The sequence below is a fragment of the Williamsia sp. z71 genome, from assembly GCF_059553375.1.
This window is the reverse complement of record NZ_JCANWX010000005.1, coordinates 310,847-335,264: the sequence shown is the minus strand read 5'-3', so window position 1 is coordinate 335,264 and position 24,418 is coordinate 310,847. Positions and strand designations below refer to the sequence as shown.

General features: G+C 65.2%; 25 protein-coding genes. 21 read left to right on the top strand and 4 right to left on the bottom strand.

The genetic code is table 11. The annotated features are described in order from the left end of the window. The first annotated feature begins 119 nt into the window (after positions 1-119). From ftsY to AC51GR_RS14590, 6 genes are all read left to right on the top strand, one after another. Positions 120-1,619: a signal recognition particle-docking protein FtsY gene (gene ftsY, locus AC51GR_RS14615; protein ID WP_496325357.1), complete on the top strand. Its 1,500-nt coding sequence runs from the start codon at positions 120-122 to the stop codon at positions 1,617-1,619. Between the two features lie 232 nt (positions 1,620-1,851). Next, positions 1,852-3,198 carry an ammonium transporter gene (locus tag AC51GR_RS14610; protein WP_496325356.1) on the top strand — a complete coding sequence of 449 codons (1,347 nt, stop codon included), beginning with the start codon at positions 1,852-1,854 and terminating at the stop codon, positions 3,196-3,198. Between the two features lie 50 nt (positions 3,199-3,248). After that, positions 3,249-3,587, top strand: coding sequence for a P-II family nitrogen regulator (locus tag AC51GR_RS14605; protein WP_495516783.1), 339 nt, complete (start codon positions 3,249-3,251; stop codon positions 3,585-3,587). 4 nt (positions 3,588-3,591) lie between these two features. Beyond that, positions 3,592-6,111: a [protein-PII] uridylyltransferase gene (locus AC51GR_RS14600; protein WP_496325355.1), complete on the top strand. Its 2,520-nt coding sequence runs from the start codon at positions 3,592-3,594 to the stop codon at positions 6,109-6,111. A 4-nt stretch (positions 6,112-6,115) separates the two neighbouring features. After that, positions 6,116-7,702 (top strand): signal recognition particle protein, encoded by a 1,587-nt coding sequence (gene ffh, locus AC51GR_RS14595; protein ID WP_496325354.1) that lies wholly within the window; start codon positions 6,116-6,118, stop codon positions 7,700-7,702. A gap of 14 nt (positions 7,703-7,716) precedes the next feature. Then, the gene (locus AC51GR_RS14590; RefSeq protein ID WP_496325353.1) at positions 7,717-8,793 is read left to right on the top strand and encodes an amidohydrolase family protein; all 1,077 of its coding nucleotides are present in this window, start codon (positions 7,717-7,719) and stop codon (positions 8,791-8,793) included. An 8-nt stretch (positions 8,794-8,801) separates the two neighbouring features. On the opposite strand, the gene AC51GR_RS14585 is transcribed toward AC51GR_RS14590, so the two are convergent. Next, positions 8,802-9,374 (bottom strand): helix-turn-helix domain-containing protein, encoded by a 573-nt coding sequence (locus AC51GR_RS14585; RefSeq protein ID WP_496325352.1) that lies wholly within the window; start codon positions 9,372-9,374, stop codon positions 8,802-8,804. 79 nt (positions 9,375-9,453) lie between these two features. Here AC51GR_RS14585 and AC51GR_RS14580 point away from each other — a divergent pair, with 79 nt between their 5' ends. The 14 genes from AC51GR_RS14580 (at position 9,454) to AC51GR_RS14515 (ending at position 18,159) form a co-directional block, all read left to right on the top strand. Beyond that, positions 9,454-10,413, top strand: coding sequence for an NAD(P)/FAD-dependent oxidoreductase (locus AC51GR_RS14580; protein ID WP_496325351.1), 960 nt, complete (start codon positions 9,454-9,456; stop codon positions 10,411-10,413). A gap of 257 nt (positions 10,414-10,670) precedes the next feature. Continuing rightward, positions 10,671-11,126 carry a 30S ribosomal protein S16 gene (gene rpsP, locus AC51GR_RS14575; RefSeq protein ID WP_496325350.1) on the top strand — a complete coding sequence of 152 codons (456 nt, stop codon included), beginning with the start codon at positions 10,671-10,673 and terminating at the stop codon, positions 11,124-11,126. Then, positions 11,123-11,365 carry an RNA-binding protein gene (locus tag AC51GR_RS14570; protein WP_482139001.1) on the top strand — a complete coding sequence of 81 codons (243 nt, stop codon included), beginning with the start codon at positions 11,123-11,125 and terminating at the stop codon, positions 11,363-11,365. The genes rpsP and AC51GR_RS14570 overlap by 4 nt, the downstream gene beginning before the upstream one ends. A 12-nt stretch (positions 11,366-11,377) precedes the next feature. Continuing rightward, entirely contained in the window at positions 11,378-11,902 is a 525-nt protein-coding gene (rimM, locus tag AC51GR_RS14565) for a ribosome maturation factor RimM (RefSeq protein WP_496325349.1), read from the top strand. Further along, on the top strand, positions 11,899-12,660 hold the full coding sequence (gene trmD / locus AC51GR_RS14560) for a tRNA (guanosine(37)-N1)-methyltransferase TrmD (RefSeq protein ID WP_496325348.1): 762 nt from the start codon (positions 11,899-11,901) through the stop codon (positions 12,658-12,660). The genes rimM and trmD overlap by 4 nt, the downstream gene beginning before the upstream one ends. A gap of 30 nt (positions 12,661-12,690) precedes the next feature. Continuing rightward, entirely contained in the window at positions 12,691-13,071 is a 381-nt protein-coding gene (locus tag AC51GR_RS14555; RefSeq protein WP_496325347.1) for a YbaB/EbfC family nucleoid-associated protein, read from the top strand. After that, positions 13,068-13,397, top strand: coding sequence for a hypothetical protein (locus tag AC51GR_RS14550; RefSeq protein ID WP_496325346.1), 330 nt, complete (start codon positions 13,068-13,070; stop codon positions 13,395-13,397). Before AC51GR_RS14555 ends, AC51GR_RS14550 begins: the two co-directional genes overlap by 4 nt. Continuing rightward, positions 13,391-14,392, top strand: coding sequence for a hypothetical protein (locus AC51GR_RS14545; protein WP_496325345.1), 1,002 nt, complete (start codon positions 13,391-13,393; stop codon positions 14,390-14,392). Before AC51GR_RS14550 ends, AC51GR_RS14545 begins: the two co-directional genes overlap by 7 nt. After that, on the top strand, positions 14,389-14,823 hold the full coding sequence (locus tag AC51GR_RS14540) for a hypothetical protein (RefSeq protein ID WP_496325344.1): 435 nt from the start codon (positions 14,389-14,391) through the stop codon (positions 14,821-14,823). The genes AC51GR_RS14545 and AC51GR_RS14540 overlap by 4 nt, the downstream gene beginning before the upstream one ends. A gap of 9 nt (positions 14,824-14,832) precedes the next feature. Further along, positions 14,833-15,753: a hypothetical protein gene (locus AC51GR_RS14535; protein WP_496325343.1), complete on the top strand. Its 921-nt coding sequence runs from the start codon at positions 14,833-14,835 to the stop codon at positions 15,751-15,753. 96 nt (positions 15,754-15,849) lie between these two features. Next, entirely contained in the window at positions 15,850-16,191 is a 342-nt protein-coding gene (gene rplS / locus AC51GR_RS14530) for a 50S ribosomal protein L19 (RefSeq protein WP_496325342.1), read from the top strand. A 17-nt stretch (positions 16,192-16,208) separates the two neighbouring features. Continuing rightward, positions 16,209-17,075 carry a signal peptidase I gene (gene lepB, locus AC51GR_RS14525; RefSeq protein WP_496325341.1) on the top strand — a complete coding sequence of 289 codons (867 nt, stop codon included), beginning with the start codon at positions 16,209-16,211 and terminating at the stop codon, positions 17,073-17,075. Between the two features lie 2 nt (positions 17,076-17,077). Beyond that, complete coding sequence (locus AC51GR_RS14520; protein ID WP_496325340.1) at positions 17,078-17,743, top strand: ribonuclease HII; 666 nt, start codon at positions 17,078-17,080, stop codon at positions 17,741-17,743. A gap of 92 nt (positions 17,744-17,835) precedes the next feature. After that, positions 17,836-18,159: a DUF2469 domain-containing protein gene (locus AC51GR_RS14515; RefSeq protein ID WP_496325339.1), complete on the top strand. Its 324-nt coding sequence runs from the start codon at positions 17,836-17,838 to the stop codon at positions 18,157-18,159. Here AC51GR_RS14515 and AC51GR_RS14510 read toward each other — a convergent pair. Next, a complete protein-coding gene (locus AC51GR_RS14510; RefSeq protein ID WP_496325338.1) occupies positions 18,156-19,865 on the bottom strand; it encodes a DHA2 family efflux MFS transporter permease subunit in 1,710 nt (569 codons plus the stop codon). The two genes, AC51GR_RS14515 and AC51GR_RS14510, sit on opposite strands and share 4 nt — an antisense overlap. Beyond that, the gene (locus tag AC51GR_RS14505) at positions 19,859-21,295 is read right to left on the bottom strand and encodes a condensation domain-containing protein (RefSeq protein ID WP_496325337.1); all 1,437 of its coding nucleotides are present in this window, start codon (positions 21,293-21,295) and stop codon (positions 19,859-19,861) included. Before AC51GR_RS14505 ends, AC51GR_RS14510 begins: the two co-directional genes overlap by 7 nt. Positions 21,296-21,765: 470 nt before the next feature. On the opposite strand from AC51GR_RS14505, the gene AC51GR_RS14500 reads away from it, so the two are divergent. Beyond that, positions 21,766-22,707, top strand: a complete 942-nt coding sequence (locus AC51GR_RS14500) for an alpha/beta hydrolase (protein ID WP_496325336.1) — start codon at positions 21,766-21,768, stop codon at positions 22,705-22,707. On the opposite strand, the gene AC51GR_RS14495 is transcribed toward AC51GR_RS14500, so the two are convergent. Beyond that, positions 22,685-24,418, bottom strand: a complete 1,734-nt coding sequence (locus tag AC51GR_RS14495) for an MFS transporter (RefSeq protein ID WP_496325335.1) — start codon at positions 24,416-24,418, stop codon at positions 22,685-22,687. The genes AC51GR_RS14500 and AC51GR_RS14495 overlap by 23 nt on opposite strands.

The window sequence follows — 24,418 nt, the reverse complement described above, 5'->3', positions numbered from 1 at the left end:
TATGGGTGCAGGGTCTGACAATCACCGTACGCCCAGATCAAGATCATCGGTGCGGTTGCGAACGTTCGCTCGACTGTGTCCGGACGTACGCCCGCGAGCTCCTCTGGCAGACTGGGCCGGTGAACTCAGGTGCAGTAATCGCGATCGTCGTTGTCGTTGCCGTGTTGCTCTTGGCCCTGGTGGTGGCGGGCCTGGTGGTCTCGCGCCGCCGTCGAATCTCCCTGCGCGACAGCGAAGATCAGATCACCGGCTCCGATGGCACCCGGCAGGTCGACAAATCGGGTGGCTATCAGGCCGGTTCGGGATTCTCCTTCACCCAGGGCGGGGCGGGGACGACGGTCGCCGAGCCGCCGACCCCGGACATCCCGACCGCACCCCACAAAGAGGTCGCACCGGAGCCCCGGGTCGTCGAACCGCCCGTCGTCGAACGCCCCGTGGTCGAACCGCCTGCTGCCCAGACCCCGGTGGCAGAGCCCGACGTGGCTCAGCCGGAGACCGCAGAACCGAAGACCGCAGAACCGGAACTCTCCGAGCCCCAGACCGTTGAACCGGAGACCGTCGTACCGGAGCCCGCCGAACCGGAAACCGTGACGCCGGAGGTCGTCGAACCCGAGGTGATCGCAGAACCTGCGGCACCGGCGCCGGAAACCGTTGTCGTGACCGAGCCCGAGGTCACCGAGCCCAAGCTCGACGAGATCGCGCCGACGGCGGGCCGGCTGGGCCAACTCCGTGGTCGTCTGTCCCGGTCCCAGAATGCGCTGGGCAAGAGCATGCTCGGACTGCTCGGCGCCGGCGACCTGGACGAGGACAGCTGGGAAGAGATCGAGGACACGCTCCTGATGGCCGACCTCGGCACGTCGGTGACGATGGCAGTCGTGGAACAGCTGCGTACCGAACTCGCGCAGGCGCCGGTCCGTTCGGCGGCCGAGGTCCGGGCCCTGCTCCGCAAGGTGTTGATCGCCCAGGTCGAGCCGGATCTGGACCGCTCGATCCGCGCGCTTCCGCATGCCGGCAAGCCGTCGGTCCTGCTGGTGGTCGGTGTCAACGGCACCGGCAAGACGACCACCACCGGCAAATTGGCCCGCGTTCTGGTTGCCGACGGGCGCCGGGTGCTGCTCGGTGCGGCCGACACCTTCCGCGCCGCCGCCGCCGACCAACTGCAGACGTGGGCCGAGCGGGTCGGTGCCGAGGTGGTCCGCGGTAAAGAAGGTGCCGACCCCGCCGCGGTCGCGTTCGATGCCGTCTCACGTGGCATCGACGAAGGCGTCGATGTGGTCATGATCGACACCGCAGGCCGCCTGCACACCAAAACCGGCCTCATGGACGAGCTGGGCAAGGTCAAACGGGTCGTCGAGAAGCGGGCCGCCGTCGACGAGGTGCTGTTGGTGCTGGACGCGACCACCGGTCAGAACGGCCTGACCCAGGCGAAGGTGTTCTCCGAGGTCGTCTCGATCACCGGGGTGGTCCTGACGAAGCTGGACGGCACCGCCAAGGGCGGGATCGTCTTCCATGTGCAGCGCGAGCTGGGTGTGCCGGTCAAGCTGGTGGGTCTGGGAGAGGGCGCCGACGATCTGGCACCGTTCGAACCGGAGGCCTTCGTCGACGCACTGCTGGGCTGAACAATCCTGGCCCAGATCGTCCCAGTCGCCGCGACCGGTGGCAGCCTCACACAACAAATCAACGTCGGTCCGGCGCTCTGATCAACGTGGTTCCTGCCGGTATACATAGATGAAACATGAATCGGGTGGCGGTTCACACGCCTGAAACACCAGAGGACCCTAAACGAAATCCTCGACCGCCAATCTCTTTGAAGGCGCCGAGCCGTCGGCGCACTCTAGGAGGTTTCTTACAGTGGTTTTGGCACTGCCAGACGATGCGTTTGCGCCCTACGACGTCGGGGCGACCGCCTGGGTCCTGACGAGCGCCGCACTCGTGCTCTTCATGACACCGGGACTGGCCTTCTTCTACGGTGGCCTATCGCGTCAGAAATCCGTCATCAACATGATGATGATGTCCTTCGGCTCCCTCGGCGTCGTGAGCGTGATCTACGTGCTCTGGGGTTACTCGATGTCGTTCTCGTCATCGACGACCGGCGACGACGACATCCTGGGCATCTTCGACAACCCGTTCTCCCTCTTCGGCCTCAATCAACTGATGGAGACCAAGGACATCGACGGTGAGACGCTGAATGTCATCGGCGGCTTCGGAGACGTCCCGGCCATCGTGTGGGCCGGCTTCCAGCTCACCTTCGCGGTGATCACTGTCGCACTGATCTCGGGTGCCCTGGCCGAGCGCGTCAAGTACTCGACGTGGCTGGTCTTCACCGGCATCTGGGCCACCCTGGTGTATTTCCCCCTGGCACACATGGTTTGGGGCGGTGGTCTGCTCTCGAACGCCGAGACCAGCTTCTCGTCGTGGATCTTCGGTACCGAGGACGTCGACGGTGACATCGTCGCCAAGGTCGCCCCGATCGACTTCGCCGGCGGCACGGTCGTTCATATCAACGCAGGTATGGCAGCGCTGGTCCTGGTGCTGATCATCGGTAAGCGCGCCGGGTGGGGACGCACCGCCTTCCGTCCGCACAATGTCCCGTTCGTCATGCTCGGTGCCGCGATCCTGTGGTTCGGCTGGTTCGGTTTCAACGTCGGATCCGAAGGCACCGCCGACGCTTTGGCAGGTCTGGTCTGGATCAACACCACCGCGGCCACCGCGGCAGGCCTGATCGGCTGGCTGGTGGTGGAGAAGATCCGCGACAAGTCGGCCACCGGTGTGGGCGCGGCGTCGGGCATCGTCGCCGGCCTGGTCGCCATCACCCCGGCCTGTGGCGCGCTCACCCCGATCGGTTCGCTGATCCTCGGTGTGATCGCCGGTGCCCTTGCTGCCCTTGCCGTCGGTCTCAAGACCAAGCTCGGTTTCGATGACTCGCTCGATGTCGTCGGCGTGCACCTCGTCGCCGGCCTGTGGGGCACCGTCGGCATCGGCCTGCTGGCCTCCGAGACTGGTCTCTTCTACGGCGGCGGCGGAAAGCAGTTGGTCATCCAGATCGTCATCGCCCTGGTTGCTGTCGCATTCACCGCGGTCATGACCGCCATCATCGCCTTCGCCCTCAAGCCACTCGGGTGGCGGGTCAGCACCGAGGATGAGGACACTGGTATCGATGAGACGGATCACCGCGAAAGCGCGTATGACTTCGCTTAAGTCCTGCAAACTCAATCTCGCTACGTGATCCTCATGGAGGGATACAACAAATGAAGCTAGTTACCGCGATCGTGAAGCCGTTCACGCTCGAAGATGTCAAGGCTGGTCTGGAGCAAGCAGGTGTTGTCGGTATGACCGTCAGCGAAGTCCAGGGTTACGGGCGCCAGAAGGGCCACACCGAGGTCTACCGCGGTGCGGAGTACTCGGTCGACTTCGTTCCGAAGGTCCGGGTCGAGGTCGTCGTCGACGACGCCGCAGTGGACAAGGTCGTCGACGTGATCGTCGAAGCCGCACGCACCGGCAAGATCGGTGACGGCAAGGTCTGGGTCTCCCCGGTGGAAGCCGTCATCAGGGTGCGTACCGGGGAACGCGGCAGCGAAGCCCTGTAAGACAGTGCCATTTCTCAATGGCGGTCGCGGTCCTGCTTCCGAGGAACCCTCGGAGGCAGGACCGCAGCCGTCTCACGCGACCCCTGCTGCGGCAACAGACCTCGTCACGGCACGCAAACAACTACTCACCCGCGCCGATGGCAACAAGCGCATCGACGCGCCCGCCCTGCGGCGGGTGCTGGTCGATCTACATGACTTCTGGCTCACCACCAAGGCGGCCGAGATCGGGATCAAACCCGGTAGCGGGTTTGCGATCGTCGCGGTCGGTGGACTCGGACGCCAGGAGTTGTTACCCCACTCAGACCTCGACCTGATCCTGCTCCACGACGAGATGGACCCGGCGGTCGTCGCCGAGGTCGCCGATCAGATCTGGTATCCGTTGTGGGACGCGCACATCAAACTCGACCACAGCGTGCGGACGGTGTCGCAGGCCCTGCAGGTTGCCGCCTCCGACATGTCTGCGGCGCTCGGACTCCTCGAGGCCCGGCACATCGCCGGTGACGAGGATCTCTCACGGCTCCTGATCGGTGGTGTGCGCCAGCAATGGCGCACCGACATCCGCTCGCGCTTCGGCGGATTGGTCGACCAGGCCCGGGATCGCTGGCGTCGCAGTGGCGACATCGCGCACCGGGCCGAACCGGATCTGAAATATGGCCGCGGCGGTCTACGGGACGTGCACATGCTCGACGCCCTCGCAATCGCCCAGCTGACCGACGGCATGGCCGCGCTGCGGCCCGATTCGCCCGGTGGTGGTCTGCGCCAGGCGTATACGCGATTGTTGGACGTTCGTACCGAACTGCACCGGATCACCGGCCGGCCCCGGGAACAGCTACGGGCGCAGGACGCCGACGAAATCGGTGCCGCACTCCGGATAGGTGATCGGTTCGAGTTGGCGCGCACGATCAGCGACAGTGCCCGCACCATCAGCTACGCCGTCGACGTGGGTCTGCGCACCTCGTCGAACTCCTTGCCCCGCAAGGGTTTGTCGAAGTTGCGACGATCTCCGATCCGGCGCCCGCTCGACGAAGGTGTGGTCGAGCATCAAGGCGAAGTGGCGCTGGCGCGCAATGCGTTCCCCAGCAAGGATCCCGGACTCATCCTCCGGGTCGCGGCGGCGTCGGCGCGGACCGGCCTGCCGATGGCGGCGGCGACGCTGGCGCGGCTCGCGGATTTCGCGCCGGAACTGCGCGAACCCTGGCCCGCGGACGCGCTGAGCGATCTGTTGGTTCTACTCGGGTCCGGCGAGCACATGATCCGGCCGATCGAGGCGTTGGACCGAACCGGTCTGTGGGGTCGGCTCATCCCGGAATGGGGTGCGGTGCGCGACCTTCCGCCCCGAGATCCCATCCACACCTGGACCGTCGACCGGCATCTCGTCGAGACCGCCGCCAACGCAAGCGCTTTGACTACGCGGGTGTCCAGGCCGGACCTACTGGTCCTCGGCGCCCTGATACACGACCTCGGCAAGGGGCGCGGCGCCGATCACAGCGTTGTCGGCGCCGAACTCGCCAACCAGGTCGGCAATCGTTTCGGGTTGTGGCCCGAGGACGTGGTGATCCTGTCGAAGATGGTCCGCTACCACCTGCTGTTGCCGGAGATGGCCACCCGCCGCGACCTCGACGACCCGGCGACGGTGCAGAGTGTCGTCGACACCCTCGGGGGGTCACGGGTTTTGCTCGAGTTGCTCGCCGCGCTGGCCGAGGCCGATTCGCTGGCCACCGGGCCGGGTGTCTGGGGTGATTGGAAGGCTTCGCTGATCGGCGAACTGGTCCGGCGGTGTCTGCGGCTGATGGAGGGTGGCGAACTGTCCATCCCCGATCCGCTGACGCCGGAGCTGATCGCCCTCGCCGAGGCCGGCGGCATCAGCGTCGAGATGGTGTCCACCGACAACCAGCACACTTTCGCCGTGACGATGATCGCGCCCGAGCAGCCGGGCCTGTTGTCCCGCATGGCCGGAGTGTTGTCGTTGCGGGGCCTGAGGTTGCTCAGTGCGGTCGTGCAGACGCACGCCGGGAGTGCGGTCAACACCTTCCTCGTGTCGCCGATCTTCGGTGATCCGGGTGAGGTGGGTCTGCTTCGTCAGCAATTGATCCAGGCAGTCGAAGGTGGGATCGATGTGATCGCCCGCCTGGACGCCAAGGAACGCGACAGCGCGCCGCCGGCGCCACCGGACGGCAGTGTGTCGCCCGCGGTGCCCGCTCTGTTCGCGCAGGCACCCCCGAAGGTGATCTGGTTCGACGGCTACGACGACAGCAGCGTCATCCTCGAACTCCGTGCCGGTGACCGGGTCGGGCTGCTGGCCCGGGTCAGTGACGTTCTCGAACGTCACGGCGCCAACATCACCTGGGCGAAGGTCGCCACCATGGGCGGATCGGTCGTCGACTCGTTCTGTATCCGGTTGCCCGGAGATGGCTCGCAGACCCGTGACCAGCTAGAACAAGCGATTCTTGCGGTGGTACCACCACCGGCGCCACCCCGAGAACACGACGACAAACCCGGTAAATCCGGTGTCCCGATAGGCTAGGGGCATGTTCGACTCCCTCTCAGGCCGGTTGGCCGGTGTCCTTACCGATCTGCGCGGCAAGGGCAAGCTGTCCGATGCCGATATCGATCGCACGTGTCGCGAGATCCGTCTCGCGCTTCTCGAGGCCGACGTGGCGCTGCCCGTCGTCCGCGGCTTCATCAGCCGGGTCAAGGAACGGGCCAAGGGCGCCGAGGTGTCCGGGGCGCTGAACCCGGCGCAGCAGGTCGTCAAGATCGTCAACGAGGAGCTCGTCGGCATCCTCGGTGGCGAGACCCGGCGGATCCAGTTCGCCAAGACCCCGCCGACGGTGATCATGCTCGCGGGTCTGCAGGGTGCCGGTAAGACGACGCTCGCCGGAAAGCTGGCGGCCTGGCTGAAGAAGCAGGGGCACACCCCCATGCTCGTGGCCTGTGACCTCCAGCGTCCCGGTGCCGTCAGCCAGCTGCAGATCGTCGGTGAACGTGCCGGCGTGCCGGTGTACGCGCCACACCCGGGACAGGGCGTCGGTGGTACCGGCGAACTCGGTGTCTCGGGCCACGACGGTGCGGAAAGCCTTGCCGAGCCGATCGAGGTCGCCAGAGGCGGTGTCGCCGAAGCCACGGCGAAGTTGCACGATGTGGTGATCATCGACACCGCGGGTCGCCTCGGTATCGACGAGGAACTGATGCGGCAGGCCCGGGGGATCCGCGACGCGGTCAACCCCGACGAAGTGCTGTTCGTCCTCGACGCCATGATCGGTCAAGACGCCGTGGCCACCGCCGAGGCGTTCGCCGACGGTGTCGACTTCACCGGTGTGGTGCTCACCAAGCTCGACGGCGACGCCCGTGGTGGTGCCGCGTTGTCGGTTCGCGAGATGACCGGCCGCCCCATCATGTTCGCGTCCACGGGAGAGAAGCTCGAAGACTTCGACGTCTTCCACCCCGACCGGATGTCGAGTCGCATCCTCGGCATGGGCGACGTGCTCAGCCTCATCGAGTCGGCGGAGCAGCACTGGGACGTGCAGCAGGCCGAGGACGCGGCGAACAAGATCAGTCAGGGCGAGCTGACGCTCGAGGACTTCCTCGAACAGATGCTGATGATCCGCAAGATGGGCCCGATCGGGAACCTGCTCGGCATGTTGCCGGGCGCGGGTCAGATGAAAGATGCGCTCTCCCAGGTCGACGACAAGCAGCTCGACAAGGTGCAGGCGATCATCCGCGGTATGACGCCCGCCGAACGCGACAACCCCAAGATCATCAACGGTTCCCGCCGGGCCCGGATCGCCAATGGTTCGGGTGTCACCGTCAGCGACGTCAACCAACTCGTCGATCGGTTCTTCGACGCGCGGAAGATGATGTCGCAGATGGCCGGCCGGATGGGCATGCCCGGTGGCAATCGCAAGGTGAATCGCAAAAAGGGCGGCAAGAAGGGCAAGAAGGGCGGTCGCGGACCCACGCCGCCGAAGGTGCGGGGCGGTTTCCCGGGCGGTATGCCCGGTGGAATGCCCGCCGGCTTCCCGGATCTGTCGAACATGCCTGCCGGCCTCGATCAGCTTCCGCCCGGGCTCGAGGGTATCGACGTCAGTCAGTTCCAGCGGCCCAAGAAGAAGTAACCGGAACCCGACGTATGGTGCAGTCGCAGTTGCACTTTCGGGGTCGTGCGGTCGGGACCGGTGAACCGGTCGAGTTCTGGGTATCCGACGGCGTGATCTCGTACGAGTCGGTGCCGGGCGCGGTCACCGTGACCGACGGCGGCTGGATCATGCCCGGTCTGGTGGATGCCCACAATCACGTGGGTATCGCACCGGGGCTCGGGGTGACCATCGAGCAGGCCCGCGCCTTCGCGTACGCCGATGTCCGGGCCGGTGCGACGCTGATCCGCGAGGTCGGCTCGCCGCTGGACACACATCCGCTCGACGCCGATCCTCGTTGCCCGCAGTTCATCCGGGCGGGCAAGCACATCGCCCGTCCCAAGCGCTACCTGCGTGACTACGGCGTCGACCTCGATGACGTCACGGATCTGCCGGCCGAGGTGGCCAGGCAGGTGGACGCAGGAGACGGCTGGGTCAAACTCGTGGGGGACTGGATCGACCGCGACCGCGGCGATCTGGCACCGCTGTGGCCCGAGGATGTTCTGCGCGAAGCGATCTCCGTCGCGCATGACCGCGGCGCGAAGGTGACCGCCCATGTCTTCGGCACCGAGGCCTTGTACGGGTTGATCGGCGCCGGCATCGATTGCATCGAACACGGCACCGGCCTCAACGACGAGCTCATCGCAGTGATGGCGGAGCGCCGGATCGGATTGGTGCCCACCATGATCCAGGTGGAGAACTTCCCGTCGATCGCCGACGGCGCCGACCGGTTCCCGGCATACCAGAAACACATGCGCAAGCTCTACGCCGATGCGCCGGCAACATTTGCGAGTGCGGTCGCCGCCGGGGTCGACATCTACGCCGGTACCGACGCGGGCGGATTCGTCGAACACGGTCGCATCGTCGACGAGGTGGTGGCACTGGCCGGGATAGGTCTGGGCGCGCGAGCGGCCCTCGACTCCGCCTGCGGTTCGGCGCGCCGCTGGCTCGGCGTCGGTGCCCTCGATGCGGGCGATCGCGCGGATGTCCTTGTGCTCTCGGGTGATCCGATCTCGGATCTGACCGTGCTGCGGACGCCGCAGGTCATCGTCTGCGGCGGCAACGTCATCTGAAGCCGCGGTCAGCCGCGCGCCCGGACATGGACGCGCTCGCCCTGTGCCCCGAAGAGGTTGAGGACTTCGGCCGGTTCCGGCCCGATCGCTCCGATCCAGTGGGGTACGTGGGTGTCGAACTCGACCACCTCGCCCGGCGCCAACTCGAGATCCTGTTCTCCGAGGATCAGGCGGACCCGTCCCGACAGGACGTACAACCACTCATAACCCTCATGGGTCTTGAGGTCGGGGTGCTGGACGTTCTGCGGCGGGATGATCTGTTTGAACGCCTGGACACCGCCGGCCCGTCGCGAGAGCGGGATGAATGTCCGGCCATGGCGGTTGATCGGCCGCAGATGTATCCGCGGGTCTCCGGTCGGGGGTGCGCCGACGAGCTCATCGAGGGGGATCGAGTATGCCTTGGCCAACGGCAGCAGTAATTCGAGTGTGGGTTTACGACCGCCGGATTCGAGCCGAGACAGCGTGCTCTCGGAGATGCCGGTCGTCGCGGAGAGGTCGGCGAGTGTGATGTCACGGTTGCGACGTAGTGCACGCAGTCGTGGACCGACCGCGGTCAGGGCCTGGTTCAAGTCGTCGTCCATGTCTGGAGAGTCTGCCAAATATTGCTGTGATGGCAAACAAACTTGCCGGAATCGGCGAGGTGGGCGCAGGGTGGCGGACATGACTGAACAGATGCAGAGTGAATACGACGTGGTGGTCGTCGGCGGTGGTGCCGCGGGCTTGAGCGGGGCTTTGATGCTGGGGAGGTCCAGGCGCTCGGTCCTGGTCATCGACTCCGGTGCCCCGCGCAACGCACCGGCCGCGGGGGTGCACGGCTTTCTCACCAGGGAAGGGGTCGCCCCGGCCGAGCTCATCGGGATCGGCCGCGAGGAAGTCCTCCGGTACGGCGTCCACCTGGCCGACGGTGACGTTGTCGAGGTCGACGGCACCGTCGATGCCGGATTTGCCGTCACCGTTGCCGGCGGTCGAACCGTCCGCGCGCGCCGACTGCTGTTGACCACCGGATTGATCGACGAACTGCCCGACATCCCCGGGTTGCGGGAGCGGTGGGGCAAAGATCTGCTGCACTGCCCGTACTGCCACGGCTGGGAGGTGCGCGGTCAGGCGATCGGCGTCCTCGCGACCAATGCCTGGGCGATACACCAGGCGCAGATGTTCCGTCAGTTGAGTCCGGACGTGACGCTCTTCCTCAACGATGCGCTGACACCGTCCGCTGAGGATGCGCCGGCACTGTCGGCCCGGGGGATCAAGGTGGTCGAGGGCGCGGTGGTCGCGGTGGAGTCGTCGGGGGACAGGCTCACCGGTGTCCGGCTCGCGGATGGGACGTTCGTCGAACGCGAGGCGCTCACCGTGACGCCGAGATTTGTCGCCCGCGCGGGATTCCTCGCCGACCTCGGTCTGGAATCGCAGGCGCACCCGATGGGTGTCGGTGAGCACATCCCGGCTGACGAGAACGGGGTGACATCCGTGCCGGGTGTCTGGGTCGCCGGCAACATCACCAATCTGATGGCGCAGGTGTCCGCCGCGGCCGCTGCCGGAGCGATGGCCGGCGCCCAGATCAACGCCGACCTCATCGCCCAGGAGGTCCGCGAAGCAGTCGCCTCGAACGCGACCACCTGACCCGACGCCGCAACAAGGGCACGGTCGACGGCAACGAAGGCCCGCTCGGCGGTGATATCGGCACGGTCGACGGGGGAGGTGCCGGGCAGAAACGGGTGTGATTTCAGTTCGGGCGCCCGACTCTGGCAGAATGGTCAGCTGGTTCGCCGGACCCGGCTAGACACCGACCGGCGGTCACACCACACGAACAGCAAAACCGGGCATCTCAATTCCGAGATGTCGCCGAATTGCACTGTGACCATAGAAGGAAGTAACTCGTGTCTGTCAAGATCAAGCTCACCCGCCTCGGCAAGATCCGCAATCCCCAGTACCGCATCGTCGTCGCCGACGCGCGTACCCGCCGCAATGGCCGGGCCATCGAGACCATCGGTCGGTACCACCCCAAAGAAGAGCCTTCGCTGATCGAGATCGACACCGAGCGTGCGCAGTACTGGCTGGGAGTCGGCGCACAGCCGACCGAGCCCGTCGCCGCACTCCTGAAGATCACCGGTGACTGGCAGAAGCACAAGGGCCTGCCGGGCGCCGAGGGCACCCTGCGGGTTGCCGAGCCGAAGCCGTCGAAGCTGGATCTGTTCAACGCCGCGCTCGCCGCTGCCGACAACGCACCCGCCGCCGAGGCCACCACCCCGAAGAAGAAGGCCGCCAAGAAGGCCGACAGCAGCGCCGACGAGGCAGCAGCGCAGGCTCCCGCTTCTGAGGCAACCGACAAGTGAGTGTCGTTGTCGCCGACGCAGTCGAACATCTCGTTCGCGGCATCGTCGCCTTCCCGGATGACGTGCGAGTTGAGCTCGTCACCGGCCGGCGCGGACGTTTTGTCGAGGTTCACGTGAACCCGGAAGATCTGGGTAAGGTCATCGGCCGTAACGGTCGTACGGCCACCGCGTTGCGCACTCTGGTCACCGGTATCGGTGGCCGGGGTGTGCGGGTCGACATCGTCGACACCGATCGCTGATCGGAAAGACACATGGATCTGGTTGTCGGCCGCGTTGCCAAAACGCACGGCGTGCGCGGTGAACTGGTGGTCGACGTCCGGACCGATGAACCCGGCGAACGCTTTGCCGTCGGCAATGTCCTTCGTGGGCGCAAGTCGACCGGCAAGAACACGTTTGTCGAGAACAACTACACGGTGACGGCCGCCCGGAATCATTCCGGGCGGCTGTTGCTGACCCTGGCGGAGGTCGCCGACCGCGACACGGCCTCCGACATGCGGGGCACCCTCTTCCTCATCGACTCGGATGCCGTCTCCTCCGGCGACGACCCGGACGAGTTCTATGACCATGAGCTCCAAGGAGCCCCGGTCCGGACCGTGTCCGGCGACGATGTCGGTGTTGTCACCGACGTCGTCCACATGCCCGGCGGTGATCTCCTGTCGGTGAAGACGGCCGATGGCCGCGACATCCTCATCCCGTTCGTGGCGGCGATCGTCCCCACGGTCAGTCCCGACCTCATCGAGATCGATCCGCCCGACGGCCTCCTGGATCCGGAGTGACCGAGGTGTCCTCGCAGGCGGAAACGCCTGAGCCCGCACTTCGGATCGGCGTCGTCTCGATTTTCCCCGAATACCTCGAGCCGATGCGAATGGCGTTGCTCGGCAAGGCAATCGACCGAGGCATACTCGCGCTCGACACATACAACCTCCGCGACTGGACCCACGACGTACACCGGGCCGTCGACGATTCGCCCTACGGTGGCGGTCCCGGGATGGTCATGAAACCCACCGTGTGGGGTCCCTGTCTGGACGAGGTCTGTCCGGATGACGCCCTGCTGGTGGTACCGACGCCGGCCGGCGTCCCGTTCACCCAGCAGACGGCCCAGGCCTGGAGCAAAGAACATCACATTGTCTTTGCCTGCGGCCGGTACGAGGGCATCGACCAGCGAGTGATCGATGATGCCGCCAAACGCGTTCGCGTCCAAGAGGTTTCGATCGGCGACTTTGTACTCATCGGTGGCGAGGTGGCCGTGATGGCCATGGTGGAGGCCACCGTCCGGCTGATCGACGGGGTTCTGGGCAATGCGAACTCGCATCAGCAGGACTCGTTCTCCGACGGTTTGCTCGAAGGTCCCAGCTACACCAGGCCGCCGTCGTGGCGTGGACTGGACGTACCCCCGGTGCTGCTCAGCGGCGACCACGCCAAACAGGAGCGGTGGCGTCGCGAGCAGTCCATCGAACGCACCCGCGCGCGTCGTCCCGATCTCCTGCCACCTGATCTGTTGCCACCCGGCCCGACGGAGTCCGGCGCGGGTTAGGATCGCCGCACACCAATGGGGGGGTGGGCGATGAGTACGGAATCCGCACGGGCGGTGCCGATGAACACGCGGGCCTGGGAGTCGGTGCTCGATGACGTCGACCGGCAACGTGCACAACTGCGCGAGGTCGAAGAACAACTGCGCACGATGACCGTGGAGGTGACCTCGACGGATCGACTGGTCACGGTCGTCACCAATGCCCGCGGCGCCCTGATCGACCTGCACCTGGAACCACTGGCCCTGCGCCGTTATCGCGCCGACCAGTTGTCATCGCTGATCTGTGAACTCACTGCGCGCGCCGACGGGGAACTCGCCGGGCAGCGGAACCAGCTGACTGAACAGATCGTCAGAAACCCGGGGCCGCACTATCGGGATCTCGATGAGATCACCCCTGTGGAGGGGGTGCGATGAGCCAGGGATCCGGTGGTGAACTGCTGCTCGACGATGCCGCGCTGGTCGCCGCGGCCCGTCGGCTCGCGCCGCTGGTCGGGGAACTCGATGCAGCTCTGGCAGAGGTCGATTCGATCATCGCCGACCTCCGGCACGACTGCTCCGGTCACCACACCGGTGCCGCGTTCGACGTCGCCCAGACCCGATCGGCACAGGTCACCGGGGTGCATCTGCGGGCCACCCGCGCCGCCGTTCTCGAGTTCAGCAGTGACCTCGCCCGGGCGGCCGCCGAGTTCGGTGATGCCGACGCCACCGCGGCGGCAGGGATCGGGACCGGTCAATGCTGAGCGAGCCGATTCCGGACCTGCTGGAAAAGCATTGGCCGGCAACGGATCCCGAACGGCTACACCGGGCAGGCGAGCGGTTCACGTTGCTGATGCAGCGACTGTCGCAGGTGCAGGTTGCTCTCGGTGACGCGGCTCGTGACATCGCCGCGACCGGTGGCGGACAGGCGGTGGTGGCCATGGCAGATCAGGCCCGCCGCATCGCCGATGTCGAAGTCGCGACCGCCATCGAACGAATCGATCATCACGCCACCGCGACCCACGCCTACGGTGACGCGGTTGCCCGGACGCAGGAACGGTTGACCGTCGTTGCGGCGATTGCCGATCGAGACGTGCTGGCCGGTCAGGTCGTCGCCACGGCGACCGGTGACACCACCGGGCTGGTGGGTGCACATGATGCGGCGGCCCGGGTGATCACCGCTGCCGCCGGACAACTCGATCGGCGAACCCGCGAGATCACCGACGACCTGCAATCGCACGATGAGCCCGACCGCGGCGAGGCCCGGTCCGGCGCCGGGGGAGCGCCGATGATGGCCCCGATGGGTGGCGCCATGGCGGGAGCCTTGCCAGGCGTGATGGCGCCCGCGCGTGGCTCAGATCATCGATCGGACCTCGACGTCGCCGACGTGGATCTGGCGATGCTGCGCGCGCGGGCGGCGCACCTGGCCGCTGTACAGCCACCGGAGGTGGCACCGTGGATCCGGATCGCGGTCGGCCTCGGCCTCGCCGGCGACGGCAGGCACGTCGTGGTGGTCGGGACCAGTGAACTCGGTGGATACCTACGTCCGGGTACATCGCCGGAACCACACGAGGTCGTCGTCGGCGATGGCCGTGCACCCGAACTCGCGATCATGGGTTACTTCGCCGGCCGCGACATCGAGCCGTTGGCCGTCTGTGCCGCCACCCCACCGCCGCCGGAGGTCGCCGCCGAGATCGCCGAGAGCGGAGCCCACAGCCTCGGCGTCGACGACGGCAGTGCCCAGGACGCCGGGCAGTGACCGCACACCGGATCGATGTCCTGGGATCAGGCGTTGCCGGCCTGGTCGATCGGGTCGAACCCGGTCAGGTGAGCCGAGCAGGTTTGATCCTGACCGTCACCGCGCTCGACGCCGCAGCGGTCCCGACCGACGGTGTGATCACCGCTGTACTGACCGATTGGCGCGCGAACCGGCCGATCGGCCCGGGGCATCGACTGTCGATCGGGTCGATGCGAGCCCGGCTGGACGGGGCGGCGCTGTCGGCGGGGCAGGCGGGCCGGATGACGGACCACCGCGCGGAGTTCGGCCGGGCCCGCGCCGTGGCCGCGCTGGAGTTCGGCATCGCCGGTCGGGGGCGCGACGGGCTGCGCGAACTCGTCTGCGAGGCGTGCGCGGCAACCGGTTCGACCGTATTGATCGCAAATGTCCTTCGTGATCACATCGGGGGATAACCTCATCGGATGGCGCACTGGTTCCAGGAGAACATCGTCGACAACGGGCGACTTCCGCTGTTCGTGGCGTATATCGGCTTCATCCTGGGCTTTCTCGGGATCCGGATCAGTGTCCGCCTGATCCGCGCCGAGGTCAGCTGGTGGTTCAACAACGTGACACCGGGCGGCATGCACATCCACCACGTGGTGTTCGGGACGGTGCTCACGATGGTCTCGGGGCTCGGCCTGATCGCGATGTCGATCAACGGTTCGCAGGTGGTGCTCTCGATCTTCGCCGGCCTGTTCGGGATCGGCGCGGCGCTGGTACTCGACGAGTTCGCGCTCATCTTCTATCTGCGCGATGTGTACTGGGCCGAAGAAGGCCGGGCCTCGATCGACGCGGTGTTCGTCGCCCTGGCGGTCATGGGCCTGTTGCTGATGGGCTTTCGTCCCTTCGACATCGATGACGCCGACACCGGTGATGTGGTCTCGTTGGTGGCGCTGGGAATTTCGCTGCTCGTCGTCGCGGTGCTCACCGGCATCGTTCTGGTCAAGGGCAAGATCTGGACGGGGCTGATCGGGCTGTTCATCTTCCCCTTGCTCATCATCGGGTCGATCCGGCTGGCGCGCCCGACATCCCCCTGGGCCCGGTGGCGTTACACCAAACGCGAGAAGAAGATGGCCGCCGCAGTACGCCGTGAACGCCGCATTCGGCGCCCACTGATCCGGGCCAAGATCTTCATGCAGGACCTGATGGCCGGTAAACCCGACGTCGCCCACGCCAAGGCCGAGGCCGAGGCCGAACTCGACGTCGTGGTTCATGCGGCACCGGCACCAGGGGAGTCCGGCGAGCTGGTGCTGGCCGAGACGATTTCTCACGGGCGGGGTCCTTCTGGCACAATTGACCAGTTGCCGATCGACGATCAGACGTCAGGATCTTCTGTCCGCTGATCCGTCGCGGAGACCAAACGAATCAGAGCACGAACCAGTCGAGCCGCAAGGCCGCTAGGTTCCTCTGCTCACGCCAACAGGATTGGAACCGACAGTATGAACACTCTGGATTTCTTGGACAACAAGTCCCTGCGCGACGACATCCCCGACTTCCGTCCGGGTGACACCCTCAACGTTCACGTGAAGGTCATCGAGGGCTCGAAAGAACGCGTTCAGGTGTTCAAGGGTGTCGTCATCCGTCGCCAGGGTGGTGGCGTCCGCGAAACCTTCACGGTTCGCAAGGTTTCCTTCGGTGTCGGCGTCGAGCGCACCTTCCCGGTCCACAGCCCGAACCTGGCCAAGGTCGAGATCCTGACCCGTGGTGACGTCCGTCGCGCGAAGCTGTACTACCTCCGCGACCTGCGTGGCAAGGCCGCGAAGATCAAAGAAAAGCGCTGACACACTAGGCTTGCGGCGTGGTCGACACCCCCCGCACTCCTGACGGTTCACGTCCCTACGGACACGAACCCGACAGCGACAATCCGTCCGGATCGGACGACTCTCCACGCCCCTGGCGCAGCCTGGACGATGATGATGGCCGAAAGCCCAAGAAAAAGGGTTCTCTGCTCCGCGAGACCGCCATCATCATCGTCTGTGTGCTCCTGCTCACCTGGGTGCTGCAGACGTTCATCGGACGGCAGTATGTGATTCCCTCGGAATCGATGCAGCCCACCCTCACCGGATGCAACGGATGCACCAACGATCGCATCGTGATCGACAAGCTGTCCTATCGCTTCGGTGATCCCGAGCCCGGAGATGTTGTCGTCTTCAAGGCCCCGACATCGTCGTGGGATCTTGGATGGCAGTCCCCGCGCTCATCGAACACCGTGGTCCGTGGCGCGCAGAACGCCCTGTCGTGGTTCGGCTTCGCGCCGCCCGACGAAAACAATCTGGTCAAGCGGGTGATCGCCGTGGGCGGTCAGCGCATCGAATGCCACAATGCCGACGGCACCGGCGCCAAGGTCGACGGCAAGCCGTTGGTCGAGCCGTACATCGACCTGGAACTGCAGCGGAAGAACGCCGAACTGCGGCCGGCCGAGCTCCTCGACACCAACGGCGAACTCAACTCGTGCTTCGGCCCCGATTTCGGACCGCTCGATGTGCCCGAAGGGCAGGTCTGGGTGATGGGTGACAATCGCGGCAATTCCGCCGACTCTCGTTTCCATATGGACGACCAGTTGCACGGCATGGTTCCGGTCGATGACATCCGCGGCAAGGTCCGAATGATCATCTACCCGTTCTCCCGCTTCGGCGGCGTAGAGTCCGTCAACCCACAGAAATAGCGATGTCCGTGGCAACGAAGTGGCCACCCCGGGTGGCGATTCGACGAGCGGCCGGTCTGCGCACCTTCGAGGCCGCGCTCAATCGCAGTGGACTCGGGCCGGTGGCCGGGGTCGATGAGGCCGGACGCGGAGCCTGTGCGGGTCCGCTGGTCGTGGCGGCCTGTGTCCTCAAGCCGACCGGGCTGGTTTCCCTGGCGGGACTTGATGATTCGAAGAAGCTCAGCGAATCCACCCGGGAGAAGTTGTACAAATCGGTGACCCGTCATGCACTCGCGTGGTCCGCCGTGATCGTCGACGCCGAAGAGATCGATCGGATCGGGATCCACGTGGCCAACATCGAGGGCATGCGACGCGCGGTGGCGGGTCTGCCGGTGAATCCCGGATACGTGTTGTCCGACGGGTTCGTGGTGCCCGGACTGACAGCTCCATCCCTTCCGGTGATCGGCGGCGACGGGGCCGCGGCCTGTATCGCCGCCGCCAGCATCGTCGCCAAGGTCACCAGGGACCGGATCATGGTCGCCATGGACCGCGAGCTCCCCGGGTACGGATTTGCCGTCCACAAGGGTTACAGCACGCAGATGCACATGAGCTGCCTCGACGATCTCGGACCGTCGCAGCAGCATCGGATGTCCTATCGCAACGTGCGAATGCGTGTCCGGGTGCCCTGATGGTGGTCGCGGTGCGGTGATCGCGGTCGGGCCGGCCCCGTTAGATGTCCTCGGTGCACAGGCAGGTGCTGCGGGCGCGTTACCCTTACAGGATGAGCGCCGAGGATCTCGAGAAGTACGAAACCGAGATGGAACTGTCCCTGTACCGCGAATACAAGGACATCGTCGGTCAATTCACCTACGTGGTTGAGACCGAGCGGCGGTTCTATCTCGCCAATGCGGTGGACATGGTGCCCCGCAATGCCGACGGAGAGGTCTACTTCGAAGTCCGGATGAGCGATGCCTGGGTGTGGGACATGTACCGTCCGGCCCGGTTTGTGAAGCAGGTACGGGTGATCACGTTCAAAGACGTCAACATCGAAGAACTCGAGAAGCAGGATCTGCGTCTTCCCGAGAACGGTGTGCTCGGCGACTAGCCGCGCTCGTTGTCCGATCGCCTGAGCAGCAGCGTCAAAGCCGCCAATCCGGCCGTGGTCGCAGCGATCACCCAGAGGACCACCGACAAGGCGCCCAGGAACGAGCGGGCTGCTGCGTCGCGAGCGGCCAGTTGTATCTGAGGCTGTGCCGCAGCGGCCACATTCGACCGGATGTCGTTCGAGCCGGTGGCACCCGGTGACGATTGGCCACCCTCGCATCCCGGGGGCGTCTGTTCCGGATGCGATGACGTCAACTGCACATGCGCACATCGCGCGAACTCGTCGACCACCATCGGCGCAACAGCCGGGTTGACGGTGGTGGATGCGAGTTCGCGCGACAACAGGTGGGCCGCCTCGTCGACCGCCGAGTTCGATTGTGCGGCAACTTGGTTGAAGAAGAAGATGCTGATCACCGCGAGGCCGATCGAACAACCGATCTGCTGGATCGTGGGAATCGAACCAGAGGCCGACCCGACGTTGGATTCAGTGGTACCCGACAGGATGGTCGCCTGCAGCGGAGCGACGAAGACACCGGTACCCAGCCCGCCGAGCACCAATGGGAGCAGCAGCGGTACCACGTCCAGCGAGGCACTCGCGGGATCGACGAGCGTTGCGGTCCATCCCAGACTCACGGTGAACGCGAGCATCCCCACGGCGAGGGTGCGTGGCCCGATCCGGGCGACGAGCAGGGGGGAGACAAGCGACCCCAGCGCGGCGCCGACGGCAAAAGGAAATGTCAGGGCACCGGTTCGCAGGGCGGAGTAGCCCAATCCGAACTGGGCGGCGATGGACACCGTGAAGAAGAAGGCCGCGAAAACGCTGAAGAACAACAACGACAGCACCGCGCCGACCGAGAAGTTCCTGTTGCGAAACAGGTCCAGTCGCAACAGTGGCCGCCCTCCACGCGATTGCAGGTTGCGTTCGTATACGACGAACGCGACCAGCAGGAGCAGGGCGACCACCAGCATCGCCAGAAGCCATCGGGGCCAATCCTTCTCCCGGCCCACGGCGAGCGGATAGATCAGCATGAACAGGCCCGTGGTGGACAGCGCCATGCCGATCAGGTCGAGTGGCGCTCGTTCCTCGGCGGCGATGTCCGGTAGCTCGCGAAATGCCAGCACGCAGGCCATCAACCCCAACGGCAGGTTCACCAAGAAGATCGTCCGCCACCCGAGCCCGGCGATGTCGGCCGTGATGAGGGCACCGCCGAGCATCGGGCCCAGCATTGCCGCCACACCCGCTGTGGCGCCGTAGATCCCGAATACCAGGCCGTGCCTGACGCGCGGAAACAGTACGGAGATGATGGCGATCGTCTGAGCCGAGGCGGCCGCGGCACTCACGCCCTGGACGCCTCTGAGCACGATGAGCTCTGTGGCACCGCCGGCCGTTCCGCACAGTACGGAGGCAAGCGTGAAGCCCGCCAGAGAGATGAGGAAGACCCGGCGCCTGCCGAACATCTCTCCCAGGCGTGAGCCGGTCATCAATGTGCAGGCAAATGCCAACGTATAGACCGTCGCGACGAGCAACTGGTCGGAATACGTCGCCCCGAGGTCCGTTGCCAGACTCGGCAGCGCGATGTTGACGATCGTGGTGTCGACCATCTGCATGAACACCGCGATGAGGCATGCGGCGAACGCCAGCCATGCCCGGCGGGACGGGATGGTCTGCGTGGGGGACTGGGCCGCAACAGATTCCGGGACTACCACCGTGAATGTGAACCTGCCGCTTCCAGCGATGGCACGTAGTCACCGTGGTCGGCGATCGTCGTGAAGATCTCGATGAGACGGTCGACGTACAGCTTGGTCGCCTGGCGGGCCTCGTCGGTGCCGGGGAACAACAGGCTGATCGTGGTCTCATCAGTGAAGCGGTTTATCCACAGGAACACCTCTTCAGAGCTGCCGCGGTTACCGAACAGCCCGGCATTGAGTGCGTCGAACACCTCGACACCCGGCAACTTCCGGACATCGATATACGAGACCATCGGCACCGACCATCCGGGCGGAACGTTGACGCCGCTGGAGGGCTCGACGAGCTGAAGGACGCGATGGAACGAGACGTCGGTGAGCTCTTTTCCGGCGTCGTAGGAGGTCTGAGCGGCACCGACGACGGATGTGAAGGTGGTGCTTGCGTCGATTCTGAGCGGCACCGGGATGAGGCTGGTGAACCAACCGACGGAGTTGAATTCGGCTGGGGTCGACCGGGTGCTCTTGGGTGTGAGGCCCAAGTACTTCTCCTGACCGGTGAACTCATGGCTGGCCAGTGCCGCGACCGTCAGGACGCCGGCCACAAAGGAGGCACCGTTGTCACGGCACACGGTGGCGAACCGCTCGGCGTGGTCCTCGCTGAACAGCGCCGTGGACAGATGCGCGGTACGGGCGTAGCCCTCGCTCGACACGCCCAGCTCGAGCGGGAACGTCGGTAGGCCACCACCGTTGGCCTGCACGAGCTCGATCCAGCGCTTCACATGGGGCGAGTCCAACGTGAGTTCGGCGGATCCGGATCGTTCGCGCTCGCAGTAGTCGATGTAGCTGCCGACCTCGGAGAGGGTGTCCTCGGCGCCGAACGCCGCCGTCGCGTACAGCTGTAGCAACTCGACCACCGTCAAGGCGGCGGAGATGCCGTCGGTGACCAGATGATCGAACGCCGCGTAGAAGGTGAAACCGTCACCGTGCTCGATCGCGCCGAACGAATAGCAATCCCAGTTGAACGGACCCGGTGTCTCGGCCTCGACGTGAATGCGGATCTCGTCGGGTGAGTCTTTGTCACCGTGCACTGTCGGTACGAAATCGAAGATGCTCGGGTCGACGACGTGGCGGATGACCGAGCCATCCGGTTCGGCGGAGAACCAGCTGTGGAAGGTGTCGTGTCGCCGGAGGAAACCATTGATCGCCTCGGTCATCGCCGAGGTGTTCAGCGGTGCGGCGAAGTCGAACGCAACGAGGCACAGTCGAGAGAATCGGAAGCCGGCGTCCTCGTTGCGGGCAGCGGTCCGTAGATACTCTTCTTGTTGGTGCGAAGGCGGCACGGGGTGTACCGGCGCGCGGTTCGCGTCGGTGATCGACGCCAGCGATGCAACCCAACTCGTCAGTCGTCCCGGGTTGGGTTCCCACTCGTTGATCAGTCCGAAATTAACCATTCATCAAGCTCCTCTGTCGTTGAATGGAGTCAGCCATTCCAATGGCGCTCAGTCGCCGGCATTCTCGGACCCTGGTCCAAAAGCGGCAAAGAGCGATATGGGTCCGCTGATCGCGCAGTTGCACGAATCCCTGTCGATGTTTTTATTAAAATTCAGTCACGACGGTGTCACAGTATTGTTGAGCACGGTGAAAACTACATCGAAAAGCGGGGACAGACAACAGTCCGCGTTCATATGAACTGATTGAGCAAAATCGATGACAGACCCCCATACCCTGTGGTATGGGGTAGGTACCCCAATGGAGGTTGAACCGAAAGCATCAGTCGCACTGAGGGTTCAACGTGCTCTACCCTGCTCGACATGCTCGGTAGTGGCCGGTCGGCCAGAGGGAGGGATTTGTGATACCGCATTGGTCTATTGCTGTCGGTAAACCAACGAGATCAATAAGAATTAATATCATCTTGGCAAACATGATGGCGATTGTGTTCACATTTTCGCTGGCCGCGGTGGGGCCCGCTCATGCCGAGCCGAGCCGTTCACATGACGTCATAAATGTTGTTGTCAGATCAACGTCGATGAATTCGGACATTACGGTCAAAGTGTTGCGCCCGTCCGATCAGACAAAACCGGCACCCACGCTATATCTGCTCAACGGCGCCGCCGGCGGCAAGGGCGGCAGCAGCTGGTTCGACCAGACGGATGTCTCGACCTTTTTTGCGGGCGAGCACGTGAACGTAGTGGTTCCGATGGGTGGCGCCGCCAGCTATTTCACGGATTGGCGCAGCGATGACCCGGTGCTGGGCCGACAGAAGTGGGCGACCTTCCTCACCGAGGAACTTCCGCCGCTGATCGATGCCCGGTTCAACGGCAACGGACGCAACGCCATTGCCGGTATCTCGATGGCGGGGACCTCTGTGTTCCAGTTGGTCCTGCGTGCTCCGGACCTCTACCGGGCGGTTGGTTCGTACAGTGGCTGCGCGATGACCAGTGACGCCGTCGGTCAGGCGTTCGTGCGCCTCACCGTCGAGGTTCGGGGTGGTGGCAACACGGTGAACATGTGGGGACCGCCCACCGATCCGGAATGGGTGCGCAACGATCCGTACGTGAACGCCGAAAAGTTCCGGGGCAAGGCAATCTATCTCTCGAACGGTACGGGGCTGCCGGGAAGCCACGACGTACTCGACGGTCCGGGTGTCAACGGCAGCCTGTCGAAACTCTCGGAGCAGATCGCGGTCGGAGCGATGATCGAGACGGCGACGAACCACTGTACGAACCAGATGCGAGATAGGTTGCAGCAGCTGGCAATACCGGCAACCATCGACCTACGTCCGAGCGGAACGCACAGCTGGGGTTATTGGCAGGACGATCTGCACGCGTCCTGGCCGGTGTTCAAGACAGCGCTGGCGGGCTGACCGGTGTCGGTGGGGTTCCCGCATTCCGTTTGAGTCCAAAAGTGAACGCCGCCAAGATGATGGTCATCGCGGCCAGCGACCACAACACCACATCGAATGCGCCCAGAAACGTCTGTGCGGCGGCCTGCCGCGCGGCGGGGCGCAGGGCGGGTTCGGCATCGACGGCGACCTTGGACTGCAGCGTGTCCGGTTCGGCGGATACATCTTTGCGGGCGTCAGGACAGCCAGGAGCCGGTGCGTCGGGTTGCGCCGACCCGAGTTGTGCTGTGGCGCACCGGACGAATTCGTTGATCACAAAGGGCTGCATCGACTTTGAGACCTCGGTGCCGGTCAGGTCGCGGCTCAGTGAAGACCGGGCGTTCGAGACCGCGGATTCCGACTGCGCGGCCACCTGATTGAAGAACAGCACGCTGATCGCGGCGAGTCCGATGGACGCACCGATCTGCTGGATGGTCGGAACAGTCCCGGAAGCGGATCCGATGTTCGACTCTGATGTGCCGGAGAGCATCGTGGCCTGTAGCGGTGCGACGAACAAGCCCATCGCGAAGCCGCCGGCAACCAGCGGTGGGACGATCGCGGGGATGGAGATCGCGGCCGATGCGGGATCGATTATCAATGCGGTGTAGCCCAGTGCCGCGGTGAAGGCGATCGCTCCCATGGTGAGCGTGCGCGACCCGATCCGTCGGACCGCCAGGGGTGAGAGAACCGATCCAACTGCGGCGCCGAACGCGAACGGCAAGGTCAGCAATCCGGTCTTCAGGGCGGAGTAGCCCAACCCGAACTGAGCGGTGACCGAGACCGTGAAGAAGAACGCCGAGAACACACTGAAGAACAGCAGGCACAGCGCGGAGCCCACCGCGAAAGACCTGGCGCGGAACAGACTCAGCGCCAGCAACGGATCACCACCGCGCGCCGTGAGTCGGCGCTGCTGCAACACGAATACGGCGAGCAGAAGGACGGCCGCGATGAGCATGGCGATCTGCCATGACGGCCAACCCTTTTCGCGTCCGGTCGCCAGCGGATGGATCAGCAGGAAGAGTGCCGTCGTGGACAGGACGATCCCGACCACATCGAACATCGGCCGGGTGGGCGAGGTGAGCGCAGGCAGGTACCGGAACCCGAGGCAACATGCGACGAGTCCCAACGGGAGATTGACCAGGAAGATCGTTCGCCAGCCGAGCCCGAACAGGTCCGCCGAGATGAGCAGCCCACCCAGCGTGGGTCCCAGCATGGCCGCCACCCCGGCGACTGCTCCGTAGATACCGAAAATGACCCCGTGCTTGGATTTCGGGAACGAGACGGAGATGATCGCCAGGGTCTGGGCGGAAGCCAGCGCTGCGAAAGCGCCTTGGAGGGCGCGCAGGATGATGAGTTGCGTTGGACCCTGCGCAGCGCCGCAGAGAACCGACACGACCGTGAAGCTCGCCAGTGCGACGATGAAGACCCGGCGACGGCCGAAACGCTCACCGAGACGGGACGCGGTCAGCAGGAAGCACGCGAATGCCAGGGTGTACGCGCTCAGTACGAGGAGTTGCTGCCCGTTGGTGGCGCCGAGGTCCGAGGCCAGGCTCGGAAGTGCGATGTTGACGATGGTCATGTCGACCATCTGCACCGACACCGCGATGAGACAGCACGCCAGGATCATCCACGACGATCGCGTGATCCGGCTCGGATCGGTTGTGGCCGAACGGCCGGCGACCCCGGTGGTCAC

Bases quoted from the DNA above. Each gene is read 5' to 3' on its own strand.
- AC51GR_RS14520 (WP_496325340.1), top strand. From the start codon at position 17,078: ATGTCCGTGGCAACGAAGTGGCCACCCCGGGTGGCGATTCGACGAGCG.
- AC51GR_RS14605 (WP_495516783.1), top strand. From the start codon at position 3,249: ATGAAGCTAGTTACCGCGATCGTGAAGCCGTTCACGCTCGAAGATGTC.
- rplS (WP_496325342.1), top strand. From the start codon at position 15,850: ATGAACACTCTGGATTTCTTGGACAACAAGTCCCTGCGCGACGACATC.
- AC51GR_RS14550 (WP_496325346.1), top strand. From the start codon at position 13,068: ATGAGCCAGGGATCCGGTGGTGAACTGCTGCTCGACGATGCCGCGCTG.
- AC51GR_RS14500 (WP_496325336.1), top strand. From the start codon at position 21,766: ATGATGGCGATTGTGTTCACATTTTCGCTGGCCGCGGTGGGGCCCGCT.
- AC51GR_RS14580 (WP_496325351.1), top strand. From the start codon at position 9,454: ATGACTGAACAGATGCAGAGTGAATACGACGTGGTGGTCGTCGGCGGT.
- AC51GR_RS14535 (WP_496325343.1), top strand. From the start codon at position 14,833: ATGGCGCACTGGTTCCAGGAGAACATCGTCGACAACGGGCGACTTCCG.
- rimM (WP_496325349.1), top strand. From the start codon at position 11,378: ATGGATCTGGTTGTCGGCCGCGTTGCCAAAACGCACGGCGTGCGCGGT.
- AC51GR_RS14505 (WP_496325337.1), bottom strand. From the start codon at position 21,295: ATGGTTAATTTCGGACTGATCAACGAGTGGGAACCCAACCCGGGACGA.
- AC51GR_RS14555 (WP_496325347.1), top strand. From the start codon at position 12,691: ATGAGTACGGAATCCGCACGGGCGGTGCCGATGAACACGCGGGCCTGG.
- AC51GR_RS14515 (WP_496325339.1), top strand. From the start codon at position 17,836: ATGAGCGCCGAGGATCTCGAGAAGTACGAAACCGAGATGGAACTGTCC.
- AC51GR_RS14590 (WP_496325353.1), top strand. From the start codon at position 7,717: ATGGTGCAGTCGCAGTTGCACTTTCGGGGTCGTGCGGTCGGGACCGGT.
- ffh (WP_496325354.1), top strand. From the start codon at position 6,116: ATGTTCGACTCCCTCTCAGGCCGGTTGGCCGGTGTCCTTACCGATCTG.
- AC51GR_RS14545 (WP_496325345.1), top strand. From the start codon at position 13,391: ATGCTGAGCGAGCCGATTCCGGACCTGCTGGAAAAGCATTGGCCGGCA.
- AC51GR_RS14585 (WP_496325352.1), bottom strand. From the start codon at position 9,374: ATGGACGACGACTTGAACCAGGCCCTGACCGCGGTCGGTCCACGACTG.